Here is a 15011-nt window from a genome sequence, read left to right as displayed (position 1 = left end):
CGGATGTGGTTCCTTACACTGCGGGCGGTTTCACCGACCAGATGGCGCGCTTGCTGCAGGTGGGCTTGCAACAGCGCTTGGGCCAGCCGGTGATCGGTGGACAACAAGCCGGGCGCCAACAGCATCATCGGCGTGGAACGCCGATGGACCAAGGCCGCGTCCGGACGGCTACACCTTCGGGCGTGTTCATCGCCGCCTATGCCGCCAACACCACGCTGTATCCCAAGCTGCCGTACGACCCCAAGAAGGATTTGGTGGGCGTGTCGCTGATGGGGGTGTCGCCCCTGGTGGCCGCCGTAGCGATGAATGCGCCCTTCAAGACGACGGCCGAACTGGTGGCCTATGCGCGTTCCAATCCAGGCAAGCTGAGCTTCGCGTCGTCTGGCAACGGATCTGCCGCCCACCTCACCTCCGAGCTGATGCGCCTGATCACCAAGACCGAGATGGTGCACATCCCGTACAAAGGTGCTTCACCTGCGCTGGCAGACCTCATGGGTGGGCAGGTACCGCTGTTCCTGGATCCACCGCCCAACCTGATCCAGCCAGCCAAGGCCGGAAAGATCCGCCTCATCGGGGTGGCCAGCGAAAAGCGCCTTCCTGCCTTGCCCGATGTCCCGACCTTTGCCGAGCAGGGCTACCCTGGCCTGGTGGGCAGTACCTGGGCCGCGATGCTCGCGCCTTCCGGCGTGCCCCGCGAAATCGTGCAGCGCATGTCCGACGAAGTGGCGCGCATCGTCCGCAGCCCCGAAGTGACGCAGCGGCTGGAGCAGACCATGGGGACGTTCGCTGAAGGCTCCACCCCTCAGGAATGCGATGCCTTCATCGCGTCGGAAACGGTCAAATGGGCCAAAGTGATTCAGGAGGCGCGGGTCACGCTGGATTGACGCGGGGGCGAGGGCGGGGCTTCCACCCCGTCGGCGCAGGCAGCACCTGCCGCCGCTCTTCATGAAACTTCGCACTCCGTGATCAGCCACTGGATCTGCGCCATGACCGGGTGGGCATCTGACGAGTGATCTGCTCCAGCAAACGCATGGGCTCCAAAGTACGAGAGTGAAGGCGGTCCTTGCGGTCCTTGTTATCAGTTACTCGGCTTTCGCACCGGACATCCGCACCTGCTCGGCAGCCAATGGCATCTGCTGCTGCACGAAGCTCCAGAATTCATCGACGCCCATCGGCTTGACGGGCAGCGAACCCTGGTCCAGGAACTGCTTTTGCACCTCGGGATTGCGCAGGGCGGTAGCGAGCGCAGCATTGAGCTTGTCCAACGCTGCACGCGGCGTGCCTGCCGGCGCGACCAGTCCGTACCAGGAGTCGGTATGGAACCCCTTCACCCCGGCTTCCTCGAAAGTCGGTACGTCGGGTAGCGCTGGCAGGCGCTGTCGAGCGGCCACCGCGAGCGGGCGCAGCTTGCCCGAGCGGATGAAGGACATTGCGCCCGTCGTCAGAACGAAATCCACGCGGCCAGCCATCAGGTCGGTCATCGCCGGGGCCGTTCCCTTGTAAGGGATGTGGGTCACGTCGGCGCCAGTGATCTTCTTGAAGTTGGCGCCAGCCAGATGCTGACTGGAGCCGACGCCGCCTGATCCGTAATTGAGCTGGCCTGGTCGGGCTTGAGCGGCCTTGAGCAAGTCCGCAACCGAGAGAAACGGCGAATCGGTCGGTACCAGCAGCACGCTCGGAGATGTCGTAATCATGCCGATGGGTGCGAAGTCTTTTATGGGGTCATGGTTGAGTTTCGGGTACAGCGCAGAATTCAGACCGTGCGATGCCACCGTCGCCAGCATGATGGTGCTGCCATCCGGTTTCGCGCGTGCAGCCGCATCGCTGCCGATGTTGCCCCCAGCGCCCCCCTTGTTGTCGATGACGATGGATTGGCCCAATGCCTCGGACATGCGTACGGCCGTGAGCCGTGCCACGTTGTCGGAGGGGCCTCCGGCAGGCCAGCCCACGATCATGGTGATGGGGCCGGCCGATAGAGCGCCCTGGGCCATGGCGTGGATGTGAGGTAGCAGCGCAACCGCCAATGCGAGTGCGGAGAAGCGACGGCGAGTCAGTGTGGTCATGGTGTGCTTTCATCGAGGAGCTTGCAGGCCTGCAGCGAACCCATTGAGTGGTGAGTCCTTCAAGGGTGTTCCGGGAAATGGGGGTGGCGAGTTTGCCTCGGCGGACAAGCGGACTCCACGCTTCACGGTTTGTCTTGCCAGGGCATTTCTGCCCAGAGTTTGCGAAAGTTGGCTTCCGTGGCTTCGAGTTCGGCCGCATAAGCCGCTGGCCCCAGGTATCGCAAAGGTGCGTACATGGCTTCGGCCTGCTGCTTGAACGCAGGGTCCGCGGCGATGGTGGCAATCGCATCAACCAGTTTCTTGCGGATCGCCTCCGGTAAGCCCTTGGGAGCCGCCAGGCCACGCAGCGAGGCCAACTCAATGGCAATCCCTTGCTCTTTGAAGGTCGGCACCTGTGGCGCCAGGGATGAGCGCTCAGCTGACATTTGACCCAGCAGTCGGATCGGGGTGCCCCCCTTCTGATATGCCAGCACCTCTCCGATGTTGATGGCGCCAATCACAATCTGCTGGCCCGTGGCCGCGGCACGCACCTCGCCAGCGCCTTTGTAAGGCACGTGCATGAGCTTGGTTCCCGTAGCGCGTTCGAACAGCAGCATCGCCAGGTGGTCATCCGATCCGGTGCCTGTCGTGCCAACAGTCACAGCGCCAGGGTTCGCCTTGGAATAGGCGCCAGGCCCGCCAGCGAGGTGATGCTGTTTGTGTTGTGTATCGCGAAGCCGCCCGGGTCGTCCACGAGGTTGCCAAGCAGGTCGTACTGGCTCCAGTGGAAGCTGCTCTTGCGCTCAATCGGAATGGTCAACACGTTGGGTGTGTTGATAAAGCCGATGGTGTAGCCATCAGGCTTCGCGCGTGCCAGCTCGCCAAAGCCGATGCCGCCTCCCGCGCCAGGACGGTTGAGTACCACGACACTGCCTTCGAGTTGCTTTTCCAGGTGCCGTGCCAGCAACCGGGCGACAAGGTCGGTACCTCCACCAGGACCGTAGGCCACAATCAGCTCGATGGGTTTAGAAGGGTACGGCGCGGCGGGCTGCGCTGCTGAGGGAAGCGCAAATGCAGTAGCGAGCAGTCCGGCGCACAGCGTGCGACGGGTCCATTGTTTGTTCATGCTTGTCTCCGTGATGTTTGCCCGTTTCAGGCTTATGGAAATCAGTGGCCGAGCGCGGCGGCAATACGCTCCCTGGCCTGTGGCCAGACGTCAGGGTTGACCAGGCGCTCAGGTCGCTCGCCATCCGAGAGCAACTGCAAGATCTGTATGGCGGCCAGCGTGGCGTTGTTGCGCCGGGCTTCATGTGTGACACCAGCTGTGTGGAACGTTGCCACGACATTCGGGAGGCGCAACAGGGCATGGTTGGCGGGTGGAGGCTCCTGGTCCCACACATCGAGACCTGCACCCTTGAGATGGCCGCTGGCGATTGCGGCATGCAGGGCGTTCTCATCGTGAATGCCGCCGCGTGCGGTGCTGACGAAGATGCTGCCTGGCTTCATCGCTGCGAATGCGGCTGCGTTCATCAGCCCGAGGGTGCTGGCATTGCGCGGGCAGTGCAGCGAGACAATGTCGGAACGACGCAGCAATTCATCCAGTGACACGGATTGCGCACCTCGTGCACTCATCTCGGCGTCGTCCAGTGCGGGATCAACGCCCAGCACTTGCATGCCGAAGGCCCGACCCAGTGCTGCGGTGCGCCGGCCGGTTTCGCCGACACCCACAATGCCCAGTGTGCGTCCGCGCAGTTCGTGGCCCATCAAGTCTTCGCGACTGAAGCTGCGTTGGTTCGAGCGCAGCAACGCATCCGATTCCGGAATGCGGCGCAGCACCGCCAGCATCAGGCCGAGTGCCAATTCGGCGACTGAATCGGCGTTGCCGCCGGCCTGGTTCATGACCACCACGCCAGCGCGCGTACACGCTTCGATGTCGATGGTGTCGCAACCTGAACCACTCGACGAAACCGCCAGCAGCTTGGGGCAGCGTGCCAGCAACTCAGCGCTGACGAACCAGCGTCGCGGCAACTCATCCTTGGCCGCGGTGATCTGCAGCACTTGCGCTTGGGCCAGCGCCTCCCATGCTGCACGGTCAGCGCCTTCCCGTGCGCAGGTCTGCAATGTCACGCCAGGGGCTGCGGAGATGATGCGATTGAAGGCCGGGTCCAGCCAATAGTCGAAGCGAACGACCTGGCTCACAGAACGCCCTTCTCGCGCAGCGTGCGTTCAACCCAGCTCCGGTCGGCGCGGCCTTCAGCGATGGCCTGCAGCGCATCGGCTTCGATGCGTTCAATGGCTTCGACACGTGCCGCAATGTCTTCGGCCTCTTCGGGCGGCACCGCCAGCAGGCCATCGCCATCGCCAACCACAATGTCCCCGGGATGCACCACCATCCCGTCAATGGTGACTGGCACATGCAACTCGCCTGGGCCATCCTTGTATGGGCCACGGTGTGCAACGCCGCGTGCATACACCGCCAGACTATGCTGACCGATGGCGTCGCTGTCACGAATCAGCCCGTCGATGACGATGCCTGCCGCGCCGCGCGCGATCAGCAGCGCGAGCATGATTTCGCCAATGATGGCGTTCGGACCCACTCCGCCGGCATCCACCACGATGACGTCACCCGGTGCGCAGGTGTCGATGGCGTGGTGCACCATGAGGTTGTCACCAGGCCTGGTGCGCACCGTCAGCGCACGGCCTGCGAGTCCACCATCGCGTCTGTGGAACGGTTTCAGCGACGAAGTTCCGGTGGTGCGGCTCATAGCGTCGCTGATGTTGGCGACTTGAAAGCCCCGGTACCGCGCCAAGAGTGCGTCACTCACGACGGTCGAGGGGCGCGCATGAATGTGGAAACCCTGGATTTTGCTCATGGTTGGTTCGAAGTGATGGGGAAATAGTCGATGGGACTGGCAACTGGACGGATGCAGCGGGATGTGATGTCGGCAATGCGCGTGAGTCCCAGCATGGCCATATCCCGAGAAATTTCTTCGTGCATCAGGGAGATGGCATGGGCCACGCCGCCTTGTCCAGCGACCGAGGCGGCATAGTTGAAGGGCCGGCCCACGAATACGCAGCGCGCCCCGAGGGCCAACGCTTTGACGGCGTCGGTACCGCGGCGAACGCCGCTGTCGAGCATCACCGGCATTTCGGGAACGGCGCGTGCGATGGCGGGCAACACGCGCAGCGGTGCCACCGCACCGTCCAGCTGACGCCCTCCGTGGTTGGAGACGATGATCCCGTCGACGCCATGGTCGCGTGCATGCACAGCGTCCTCCGGCGTCAGGATGCCCTTGACCACGAGTTGATTCGGCCAGCGCTTGCGTATGGCTGCCAGATGGGGCCAAGCCAAGTGGGCGCGGTCTGAGAAATCGCGCAGCACATTGGAGGAAAGGATGGGCGCGCCGCGCGTGGCGTAGTTGTTCTCGAAGTGGGGCATGCCATGCAGCAGCAGCGTCTTCAGAAACGTACCCAGCAACCAGCGCGGATGGCTCAGGCCTTGCCAAGCCAGCGAAAGGCTGGGCTTGAGCGGCGTTGAAAAGCCTGCACGCACATTGTTTTCCCGGTTCGCTGCGACGGGTGTGTCCACAGTGACCACCAGGGTCTGTACGCCTGCGCCTTGCACGCGATCGAGCAGGCCATCGATCTGCGCAAGCTCGCCCGGAAGGTAGGCCTGGAACCAGGTTTGCGGAGCGATCGCCATCACCTCTTCGAGCCGAATCAACGAAGAGCCGCTCATGATGGCCGGCACATTGGCTTGCTGTGCTGCCTGGGCCAGCACGACATCGCCACGGTAGGCCGAGAGCGCGGAAATACCCATGGGCGCGAGTCCCACCGGAGTGGCGTAGCGGCGGCCGAAGAGTTCGAATCCGAGGTCGCGTTGCGCGACGCCGACCAGCATGCGCGGGCGGAAGGCCAAATCATTGAAGGCCCGGCGGTTCTCCGCCAGCGACTGGTTGTCCTCTACGGCGCCGCTGATGTAGGCAAAGATGGGCCGAGGCAGGTGGCGGCGGGCCAACTTCTCGAAGTCGTCCAGGGACAGCACCTGTCGGCAGGCTTTGGGGATGAGTAGGGGAGAAGAAGGCATGGCGCAACCATGGTGCGCCGGTTGATATTGAAAGAAAAGAGAAAAAATTAGAACTTATTATTTCGCTTTTAGTAAACTAAATTCATGACCCTCAAGCAACTCGAGGCCTTCTACTGGGCCGCCACTTGTCTCAATTTCACGGTCGCGGCTGAACGGGTGCACCTGTCCATTTCTTCCCTGTCCAAGCGCATTGCTGAATTGGAGGTTTCGCTGGGGACCCTGCTGTTCGACCGGAGCGGGCGGTCAGCCGAGTTGACGCCTCATGGCGAACTGCTGTTGCCGCGTGTTCGTGCGTTGCTGCATGACGCGGCCCAGTTGCAACAGGCGATCGGTCAAAGTACTGGTTTGCAAGGGCGTTGCCGGATTGGCTTTGGCGAACTGAGTGGACTGACCTGGCTGCCGAAGCTGGTGCAGAAGGTGGCCGAACTGCATCCTGCGCTGCAGTTGGAGCCGCATACCGACATTGGCCAAGTGCTGGAGCAGCGCATCGTGGATGGCGAACTCGACTGCGTGGTGATCGCAGGCCCCTCATCGCGCAGTACCTTGGCTTTCGAACGCGTAGCGCAGGTGCGATTCGTCTGGGCTGCAAGCGAGGCATTTCTCGTGAAAGCCGGTACTGACTTGCCGCAGCGCCTGGTACGCGAGCAGATGCTGATTGCCCTGCCTGAGGGCTCAGGTGCTACCCGCATCCTGGATGAATGGCTGAGCGGTCAATCGATGAGCGTCGAGCGGCGGCTCAGCTGCAACAGTTGGGGTGCGGTGGTGGGAATGGTGGCCGAAGGCCTGGGCTTCACGTACATGCCCCACGGGTGGGCCGAAGCGCTGCAAGCTCGCGGGATGCTGAGGATTCTGTCTGCAGGCAATGCGTTGGCACCCCTGACCTATACCGTGCAGTGGCGGCGCGACGATGTGAGGCCGCTCATCACGGAAATGCGAAAAATCATCAAAAGCGTCATCGACTTTTCCGCTCCCCGCTGCTTGTGCTGAAAAGTACAGAGTGATCCATCGTGATCTCGGATACGCAGGCGCAACGCGCTTCTGACTCCGAACAGTGCTCGTCGACACTTCGATGCCAGATTCCAATCGCAGCAATATCACACGAAACGGTCAGTGATGCTGGTTCGGAGGATTGCGTTTTCGTCGGCACGATGTGTGCCGGAACACCTTTCGCTGCAAGTGCGGGAGCTGTGAAGGGCTTTTTCACGGCGCCGGCAGCGCCTGTCGCCGCTCCTCACAAAATCCCCGTCCCTCTTCTACCAACCACTCCCGGACCTGCTCCATGGCCGGGCTGGGATGCGCGGTGGTCACAAACGAGTAAGACGCGCGCGACAGTACGCTGCGCTGAAGAACCGGCACCAAACGCCCTGCCTTGACGTCCTGCAATACCAGTGCGGCGCGGCCCATGGCAATGCCCTGGCCGGCCAGTGCGGCGCCCTGGGCCAATTGAGACAGATTGAATTGCTGGCCCCCCGCCCACAGTGGTGGCGCGGCGCCCATTTGGGTAAACCAGTGTTGCCATTCCTCGTACGTATCGGCGCCGTCCCATGCGCTGCCGTCGTGCAACAGCCAGTCGCGGTGCAGGTCCTGGGGTGATGTGATGGGTGGATGCCGCGCCAAAAAATCGGGGCTCGCCACGGGCAGGAGCCACTCATCGAGAAACACCGTTGCGTTGAGATCACGGTAGCCACCCAAATCGAAACGCACTGCGGCCTCGATACCGTCCCGCACCATGCGGGTGCGGTCCAGCCTGTGGAACTCGCCAAACACCCGCAGGCCCATGCTCGGGTACTGGCGGAAAAATTCGCCCAGCCGGGGCGTGAGCCAGCTCATGGCGAACGACGGTGAGCAACTGAGGGTGGCAGTAGCGGCCTCCTGCGGCCGGCGCATCTGCGCCAGTGTGTTTTCGATCGCGGTGAAGCTCTCGCGCAGCACCACAGCCAGCCACTGGCCCTCGGGCGTGGGCACCAGCGCGCGCGGTGTGCGAAGGAACAGCGGACGGTGCAGCCAGTCTTCGAGGTGCTTGACCTGCTGGCTGACGGCGCCTTGGGTGATGCAAAGTTCGGCAGCGGCCTTGGTGAAGCTGCCGTGGCGGGCGGCTGCATCAAAACAGCGCAGCCAGGCGAGCAAGGAGGCGGAGAGGTGGATGTCCATTACTTTGGCTAATGCGTTCGCCACTATAAATGCGTTGTGGCAACAGGGTGACGGGCGAAGAATGCGTTACAGGGGGCCCCCTTTGGAAATCGGCCCGAAAACCGTGTCCCATTGCTGCCTGAACCCGATATGTCCTATCCAATCAACCGTTCCCCGCAGGCTGGAGTTGACGCCTTGGCAATCCGCCTCCGGCAGGCCCAACCGTGCCTGTGGACCAATCCTGAACGCCTGGAACATCCGCCGGCCACGTTGGAGGCACTGGGGCGCAGCATTAGTCTGGATGATACGAAAGCCGCTGCCGCTCGCCTGAAACGTTTCGAGGCATTGCTGGCACAGGTGTTTACGGAATTGGCAGACGCGAAGGGCGTCGTGGAGTCGCCCCTGCTGCCAGCTGCCGCGTTGAAGCCTGTGCTCGGCCTGCAGCCAGGGCAGGGCAACCTGTTCATCAAGGCCGATCACCGCCTGCCAGTGGCGGGCTCCATCAAGGCGCGTGGCGGGATGCATGAGGTGCTGGAGTTCGCCGAACAGCTGGCGCTGAAGCATGGGTTGGTGTCGCAGAGCGGTGACGAACATGCCTACCTTGCGCTGGCCGGCACTGCGGCACGCGAAGTGCTGGGACGCTACCAAGTGGCAGTGGGGTCTACCGGCAATCTGGGGCTGAGCATCGGCGTGGTGGCCTCGGCCCTGGGATTCAAGGCGACGGTACACATGTCGGCCGATGCCAAGGAGTGGAAAAAGGAGCGTCTGCGCCAGCGTGGCGTGCTGGTGGTGGAGCATGCGGGCGACTATGAGCGCGCAGTGGCCGCCGGTCGCTCCCAGGCCGGAGCCGATCCCACGTGCCACTTCGTGGACGACGAGCAGTCGTTCTCGCTGTTGCTGGGGTACAGCACCGCGGCCTTGCATCTGCAAAAGCAGCTGGCAGAGCAGGGCATCGTGGTGGATGCCGGTCACCCCCTCATCGTTTACCTGCCTTGCGGGGTGGGCGGAGCACCTGCGGGCATCACCTTTGGCCTGCGGCAGTTGCTGGGACCCCATGTGCATTGCTTCTTCGCGGAGCCGGTTCAGTCGCCATGTTTCCTGGTGCAGATGCTGGGTGGGCAAGCCGGCTTGGCAAGCGGTTCAGCGCACCCTTCGGTATATGACTGGGGCCTGACCAACCAGACGGAGGCCGATGGGCTGGCCGTGCCGCGCGCTTCGTTGCTGGCGGCCGAATTGATGGCGCCGCTGCTGTCCGGGGGATTCACGGTGGCGGACGACACCTTGTTCGCCCATTTGGTGCAGGTGCTGGATGCGCTGGGCGAGCGCATCGAGCCCTCGGCCGCGGCAGGCTTCAGCGGCCCCGGCATGCTGACCGGCACCGACGCGGGTCAGGCTTGGCTTCGCAGCACCGGCGTGGGCGAAGTGCTGCCCCAGGCCACCCACCTCGTGTGGACCACTGGCGGGCTCTTGGTGCCTGATGCGCAGTATCAGGGCTTTGTGAAGCGCGGGCGGGATTTGCTTGCCGCGCGTGACTGACGCAGCGTGCGTCTGAGGCATTTCTCGATGTCTCTTTTTTTCTATACCCTTGTTTGACCCTTGGAGCTAACGTCATGAACCGCAAGAAGCTGCTTTTGTCCGCTGTGATCTGTGCCTTGGGCGCGGCTTCGTGGGCCCCTGCCATGGCACAGGAAGCCCCATTCCCCACCAAGCCCATCACGCTGGTGATTCCGTTTCCGCCCGGCGGCGCCACCGACGTGCTGGGCCGGCTGATTGGCAAGAAGATGGGCGATCTGCTCGGGCAAAGCGTGGTCATCGACAACCGCGCCGGGGCGGGTACCACCATTGGGGCTGCTTATGCGGCCAAGGCAACGCCCGACGGCTACACGTTGCTCATGAGTTCAGGCACGACCTTTACCGTGAACCCTGCGGTGCGCCCCAAGCTGCCCTACGACCCGGTCAAGAGCTTCGAGCCCATCGGCATTGCCGGGCGCACCAGCCTGATCCTCTTGGCCAACAAGGACGTGCCGGCGGCTGACCTGAAGCAGTTTGTGGCTTTGGTGAAGGCCGCACCCGATAAATATTCCTATGGCTCCTTTGGCGCGGGCACCACGTCGCAGTTTGCAGGCGAGATGTTCTTTCACGCCGCGGGTTTGAAGATTCAGCACGTGCCCTACAAGGGCAGTGCGCCCGCCATGACGGACCTGATGGGTGGGCAGATTCCGTTCACGGTAGACACCGTGTCGGCGGCACTGCCTCAGCTCAAGGACGGCAAGATCAAGGCCATTGCCGTCACGGCGGGCAAGCGTTCGGCCCTGCTGCCCAAGGTCCCCACGCTGGTGGAAAGCGGATACCCCGGCCTGGAGATGGACACCTGGCTGGCCATGGTGGCGCCGCGCGGGCTGCCGCCCGCCGTCAAGTCGCGGCTGGAGTTGACCCTGGCCCAGGTGGTGTCGGACCCGGAAACCCGCGACAAGATGATCGCTGTGGGCTTTGAACCTGCCTATGCTTCGTCCAAAACGGTGGCCGAGTTGATCGACAGGGAACTGCCCCTGATGCGCGCCATTGCCCAGCGAGCAAGCATCACGGCCGATTGAGACCCACACCGCGCTGTATTCACCGTGCCATGCGGTAGGACGTTGCCCGCGGGACAGAAAGACTTTGCGCTGCGGCCACTGCTTTGGACTGCCGCAGGTTCAGAGGCTGACGGTGGTTCGCAGACATCATGGATAACGAATGGATACGCGCTGCCGGATGTGCACTGCCAAATCGACAAGGAGACGAATACCCCATGATCACCCCCAGCACGCTGGTCGAGTTGACCGCCAACGAACTGCGTCACCGCATCGGCACCCGAGAGGTATCACCTGTGGAACTGCTGGACGCCTGCATCGAACGCATCGAGGCCGTGAACCCGTCCGTTAACGCCATCACTGCCACCTGCTATGACCGCGCTCGCGTTGAGGCCAGGGTGGCTGAGGAGGCCGTGCTGCGTGGCGAGCCGTTAGGTCTGCTGCATGGCCTGCCGCTGGGCGTAAAGGATCTGGAAGCCACGGCTGGGCTACTGACCACCTATGGCTCGGAAATCTATCGCGACCACATCCCTGTGCAAGACAACGTGCTGGTGGCCCGCCTGCGAGCCACTGGCGCCATCGTGGCGGGTAAAACCAACATTCCCGAAATGGGCGCCGGCGCCAACTCGCGCAACACCGTGTGGGGGGCTACGGGCAACCCGTTCAACCCTACGCTGAATGCCGGGGGCTCATCGGGCGGCTCGGCCGCGGCACTTGCCTGCGACATGCTGCCTGTGTGTACGGGCTCGGACACGGGCGGTTCGCTGCGCATTCCCGCCTCCATCTGCGGCGTGGTGGGTTTTCGGCCGTCACCCGGCGTGGTGCCGAGCTCGCGCAAGCTGCTTGGCTGGACGCCCATCTCCGTCGTGGGCCCGATGGGCCGCACGGTGGAAGAAGCTTGCCTGCAACTGGCCGCGACGGCGGGCATGTCGGCCGGCGATCCGCTGAGCTACCCGCTGGACCCCACAAGCTTTTTATTACCCGAAACGGTGGACCTGGGCCGCCTGCGCGTGGCGATCACGGAGGACTTTGGTGCCTGCGCGGTGGACAACGGCATCCGTGCCGTGTTTCGCACCAAGGTGCAAGCCATGAAGCACCTGTTCGGCACCTGCGACACGATCGACATGGATCTGGGCGACGTGCACCGCTGCTTCGACGTACTGCGCGCCGAGGCCTTCGTGGCCGGCATGCGCGAAGCCTACCAGCGCGACCCAAATAGCCTGGGTCCCAATACCCGTGCCAACTACGAAATGGGTGCCGCTATGACGTTGCTGGACAGCGCCTGGGCACAGGCCGAGCAAACGCGCATTCTGGCGCGGTTTCAGGCGCTGTTCGAGCAGTACGACGTGATCCTGTCTCCTACCACGCCCGTGTCTCCCTTCGCATGGACGCAGCTGTTTGCCAGTCACATCAACGGCGAGCCGCAGGCCAATTACTACCGCTGGCTGGCACTGACCTATGTGACCACGCTCACCACACACCCCTCGCTGAGCCTGCCGTGCGGGCTGGACGACGCAGGCATGCCCTTTGGCCTGCAGATCGTGGGACGTTTCCGGGCAGACCGCTACACGCTGGGCGTGGGCCATGCGATGGAGCAGGCCTTCAAGGGCATCGCCGGGCTGGACCGCCCAAGGCCGGACCTGGCCAAGTTGGTGGCAACCCGCGTGGAGCCCGCACTGACCTCGATCGTGACCGGCGCACCTGATCCGCGCGATGTCCGCAGCCTGCCGCGCGATGACCGAGCGGCCTCGGCGGCGAAGGTGTCTGCGGTGTGATGGGGGAGCGTGAAACCATGCAATCAGTGGACTTCATCATCATCGGCGCAGGCATCGCAGGTGCCTCGCTGGCCTGGCAATTGGTCAATTCGGAGGGGGAGAGCGACCGCCCCGGCGTGCTGCTGCTGGAGCGTGAATCCCAGCCCGGTTATCACACCACAGGGCGTTCCGCGGCGCTCTACATGGCCACCTACGGCACCCCCAACATCCAGGCGTTGACCCGCGCAAGCCGCGCCTTCTATGACGCGCCGCCGCCCGAGTTCGGAGCGGATCCCATCCTCTCGCCCCGTGGCGTGGTCTATGTGGCGGGGCCTGACCAACTGGACCTGCTGCAGCAGGCTTATGACGAAGCCCGGGCTGCATCGCCCAATGTGGAATGGGTGGAAAAGGCAGCACTGCTGGCCCAACTGCCATGCCTGAGGCCCGATGCCGTGGCTGCAGGCATGCGCGAGCCCGACGCTGCCGACATCGACGTGCATGCGCTTCACCAGGGCTATCTGCGTGGGCTGCGGCAGCGTGGTGGTCAGGTGCTGACCCATGCCGAGGTAACGGATCTGCAGCGCCAGGGCGGCGGTTGGCGGGTCACACTGGCAGATGGCCGGCAGCTGCAGGCCGGAACCATCGTCAACGCGGCGGGCGCCTGGGCCGATGTGGTGGCAGGCCTCGCCGGCGTGCCGCCCATCGGATTGGAGCCGCGCAGGCGCACCGCCTTCACCTTCGCCGTGCCCGAGGGCCTGGATGCCGCCCACTGGCCGGCCGTGGTAGGCATTGACGAAAGTTTTTACTTCAAGCCTGACGCAGGCCAGTTGCTGGGTTCCCCTGCCAATGCCGACCCCACCCATCCGCACGACGTGGTGCCCGAAGAGCTGGATGTGGCCACCGGCATCTATCACATCGAGGAAATGACGACTTTCCAGATCCGCCGCCCATCCCATACCTGGGCGGGGCTGCGCTCATTTGTGCCGGATGGCGACATGGTCATCGGGTGGGACAACCATGTGCCGGGCTTTTTCTGGTTGGCAGGGCAGGGCGGGTATGGCATTCAGAGTGCTGCTGGCGCGTCGCTGCTTGCTCGGCAATTGCTGCGCGGCGAGCCACTGCCTGAGGAATTGGTGCGTGAGGGCTTGGTGGTGGAAGGGCTATCGCCTGCCCGGCTGTCCACACGGCAAAGCATTCCGGGCCAAGTGACATAGCCCTTTCCTGGCCGCGAAGTCAAAAACCATTCCCCGATCACCGATGGGTGTTGTCTGTATCGCGGTCATGGGACATCCATGGCGGCCACCACGATCACGACCTTGGGCCTGAGAGGTCAAATCATTTTGTACAGCTGATGGGACGCGGCCAAATTCTCGAGCTGTTCACCGAACTGTTCCGCATGGCTCCAAAAGCGCCGGTCCAGGCCATCGAGCACCTGGTTCGCAATTTCATATTCAGGGTGGTCTTCCGATGCCGTGCGCATGAGGTCGAAGCGAGCCACGCGGTTGGCGGGTACTGGTGCGTCACCGAATACCGCAGCCTTTGCCTGCAATAGAAGGTCCAGGGCCAAGGTATCCCCGATCTCTTGGAGCGCATCGACGGTTTCGCGGTAGTGGTTACCGCTGGAGTTGGAGAAGAACTGATCGAAGCCTCCGTTGTGGACCTCGCCAGAAAGGACGCTGAGCAAGTAATAAAGCTGGTCGCCATGCGAGAGCGATTCAAAGCCCTCGCCCTTGTACACCCGGTCGACGAGGGCAATCCAATACAGGCGTTCCGGGGATTCTCGATCGGCACGCTCGGCCTCGCGGCGCTGCCGATGTTCCTCGCGACGCTCTTCAATGGAGCGGGTATTGCCTCGCACACAAGGCATGCACAGGCCATCGTTGCTTGCTGCCGTATTGGGGTGAATGGAGTCGCCGCATCTGGTGCATGGAAGACGTTGCAAGGGTTGATTCCTGTCTGTGGCTCAAGTCGCCTGCGCCGTTCGTTGGGATCACGAACTGGCTTGTGCGTCTGAAGTGGATGACTTTGCCTCGCCGTCCGGCCTTCATGCAAGCGCTGAAACAATTTGCTGCAGTACCACCAAGGGCTGAGGGTGCGCCAGACCAGCATGGGCGTACAAGCTGATCTCGAAGCTCAGAAACCCCCCATGGGTTGGGGTGCCCGTATTGGTTCTCCAGGCTTCGAACGCGCCGATGATGCTCTTCACCGTGCTGGTCGCATTGAATTCAGAGAGTGGGAGGAACATCACCGGAGTCAGGGTTTCAATGGCCGGCGTGGAGCTTGCGACACGGTAGCCATAGGTGGTACGGACCATGATCTCGCGACCCGTTTCATCGCTATCGAACAACGCGTTGAACAGTGACGTCAGTGGGTTGGTGGCCACGTCGTTGGTCCAGATGCCGATGGGCAGCGGGGAATCGATGCGGAT

Annotated in this window: 13 protein-coding genes and 1 pseudogene; 6 read left to right on the top strand and 8 right to left on the bottom strand. The window is 63.2% G+C overall.

Features of this window, described 5'->3' with window-relative positions:
• Positions 1-50: 50 nt before the first annotated feature.
• Positions 51-884: a tripartite tricarboxylate transporter substrate-binding protein gene (locus AC27IO_RS07815; RefSeq protein ID WP_498738273.1), complete on the top strand. Its 834-nt coding sequence runs from the start codon at positions 51-53 to the stop codon at positions 882-884.
• Between the two features lie 198 nt (positions 885-1082).
• On the opposite strand, the gene AC27IO_RS07810 is transcribed toward AC27IO_RS07815, so the two are convergent.
• The 5 genes and pseudogenes from AC27IO_RS07810 to AC27IO_RS07790 form a co-directional block, all read right to left on the bottom strand.
• Positions 1083-2063 carry a Bug family tripartite tricarboxylate transporter substrate binding protein gene (locus tag AC27IO_RS07810; RefSeq protein WP_498738271.1) on the bottom strand — a complete coding sequence of 327 codons (981 nt, stop codon included), beginning with the start codon at positions 2061-2063 and terminating at the stop codon, positions 1083-1085.
• 122 nt (positions 2064-2185) lie between these two features.
• Positions 2186-3168 (bottom strand): annotated as a pseudogene (locus AC27IO_RS07805) (Bug family tripartite tricarboxylate transporter substrate binding protein).
• A gap of 41 nt (positions 3169-3209) precedes the next feature.
• Entirely contained in the window at positions 3210-4241 is a 1032-nt protein-coding gene (locus tag AC27IO_RS07800) for a hydroxyacid dehydrogenase (protein ID WP_498738269.1), read from the bottom strand.
• Entirely contained in the window at positions 4238-4915 is a 678-nt protein-coding gene (locus AC27IO_RS07795) for an RraA family protein (protein ID WP_317352923.1), read from the bottom strand. The genes AC27IO_RS07800 and AC27IO_RS07795 overlap by 4 nt, the downstream gene beginning before the upstream one ends.
• Positions 4912-6129 carry an alpha-hydroxy acid oxidase gene (locus AC27IO_RS07790; RefSeq protein ID WP_498738267.1) on the bottom strand — a complete coding sequence of 406 codons (1218 nt, stop codon included), beginning with the start codon at positions 6127-6129 and terminating at the stop codon, positions 4912-4914. Before AC27IO_RS07790 ends, AC27IO_RS07795 begins: the two co-directional genes overlap by 4 nt.
• Positions 6130-6213: 84 nt before the next feature.
• On the opposite strand from AC27IO_RS07790, the gene AC27IO_RS07785 reads away from it, so the two are divergent.
• Positions 6214-7116 (top strand): LysR family transcriptional regulator, encoded by a 903-nt coding sequence (locus AC27IO_RS07785; protein WP_284429807.1) that lies wholly within the window; start codon positions 6214-6216, stop codon positions 7114-7116.
• 213 nt (positions 7117-7329) lie between these two features.
• Here the strand turns inward: AC27IO_RS07785 and AC27IO_RS07780 are convergent, their stop codons facing one another.
• Positions 7330-8280: a LysR substrate-binding domain-containing protein gene (locus tag AC27IO_RS07780; protein WP_317352917.1), complete on the bottom strand. Its 951-nt coding sequence runs from the start codon at positions 8278-8280 to the stop codon at positions 7330-7332.
• Between the two features lie 129 nt (positions 8281-8409).
• On the opposite strand from AC27IO_RS07780, the gene dsdA reads away from it, so the two are divergent.
• The 4 genes from dsdA to AC27IO_RS07760 all read left to right on the top strand — a co-directional run bounded on the left by dsdA (position 8410) and on the right by AC27IO_RS07760 (position 13797).
• Positions 8410-9795: a D-serine ammonia-lyase gene (gene dsdA, locus AC27IO_RS07775; RefSeq protein ID WP_498738275.1), complete on the top strand. Its 1386-nt coding sequence runs from the start codon at positions 8410-8412 to the stop codon at positions 9793-9795.
• A 74-nt stretch (positions 9796-9869) separates the two neighbouring features.
• The gene (locus tag AC27IO_RS07770) at positions 9870-10853 is read left to right on the top strand and encodes a Bug family tripartite tricarboxylate transporter substrate binding protein (RefSeq protein ID WP_284429810.1); all 984 of its coding nucleotides are present in this window, start codon (positions 9870-9872) and stop codon (positions 10851-10853) included.
• A gap of 194 nt (positions 10854-11047) precedes the next feature.
• Complete coding sequence (locus AC27IO_RS07765; RefSeq protein ID WP_498738264.1) at positions 11048-12604, top strand: amidase; 1557 nt, start codon at positions 11048-11050, stop codon at positions 12602-12604.
• Positions 12605-12621: 17 nt separating this feature from the next.
• On the top strand, positions 12622-13797 hold the full coding sequence (locus tag AC27IO_RS07760) for an NAD(P)/FAD-dependent oxidoreductase (RefSeq protein ID WP_498738262.1): 1176 nt from the start codon (positions 12622-12624) through the stop codon (positions 13795-13797).
• 116 nt (positions 13798-13913) lie between these two features.
• Here the strand turns inward: AC27IO_RS07760 and AC27IO_RS07755 are convergent, their stop codons facing one another.
• Together AC27IO_RS07755 and AC27IO_RS07750 are read right to left on the bottom strand one after the other, a co-directional pair.
• Positions 13914-14525: a DMP19 family protein gene (locus tag AC27IO_RS07755; protein ID WP_498738260.1), complete on the bottom strand. Its 612-nt coding sequence runs from the start codon at positions 14523-14525 to the stop codon at positions 13914-13916.
• A gap of 102 nt (positions 14526-14627) precedes the next feature.
• Positions 14628-14966 carry a hypothetical protein gene (locus AC27IO_RS07750; RefSeq protein WP_498738258.1) on the bottom strand — a complete coding sequence of 113 codons (339 nt, stop codon included), beginning with the start codon at positions 14964-14966 and terminating at the stop codon, positions 14628-14630.
• Between the last annotated feature and the right edge of the window lie 45 nt (positions 14967-15011).

Source organism: Acidovorax sp. KNOB132 (genome assembly GCF_057541515.1).
This window is presented reverse-complemented; position numbering and strand designations above follow the sequence as displayed.

Bases quoted from the DNA above. Each gene is read 5' to 3' on its own strand.
- AC27IO_RS07810 (WP_498738271.1), bottom strand. From the start codon at position 2,063: ATGACCACACTGACTCGCCGTCGCTTCTCCGCACTCGCATTGGCGGTT.
- AC27IO_RS07795 (WP_317352923.1), bottom strand. From the start codon at position 4,915: ATGAGCAAAATCCAGGGTTTCCACATTCATGCGCGCCCCTCGACCGTC.
- AC27IO_RS07790 (WP_498738267.1), bottom strand. From the start codon at position 6,129: ATGCCTTCTTCTCCCCTACTCATCCCCAAAGCCTGCCGACAGGTGCTG.
- AC27IO_RS07785 (WP_284429807.1), top strand. From the start codon at position 6,214: ATGACCCTCAAGCAACTCGAGGCCTTCTACTGGGCCGCCACTTGTCTC.
- AC27IO_RS07780 (WP_317352917.1), bottom strand. From the start codon at position 8,280: ATGGACATCCACCTCTCCGCCTCCTTGCTCGCCTGGCTGCGCTGTTTT.
- dsdA (WP_498738275.1), top strand. From the start codon at position 8,410: ATGTCCTATCCAATCAACCGTTCCCCGCAGGCTGGAGTTGACGCCTTG.
- AC27IO_RS07770 (WP_284429810.1), top strand. From the start codon at position 9,870: ATGAACCGCAAGAAGCTGCTTTTGTCCGCTGTGATCTGTGCCTTGGGC.
- AC27IO_RS07765 (WP_498738264.1), top strand. From the start codon at position 11,048: ATGATCACCCCCAGCACGCTGGTCGAGTTGACCGCCAACGAACTGCGT.
- AC27IO_RS07760 (WP_498738262.1), top strand. From the start codon at position 12,622: ATGCAATCAGTGGACTTCATCATCATCGGCGCAGGCATCGCAGGTGCC.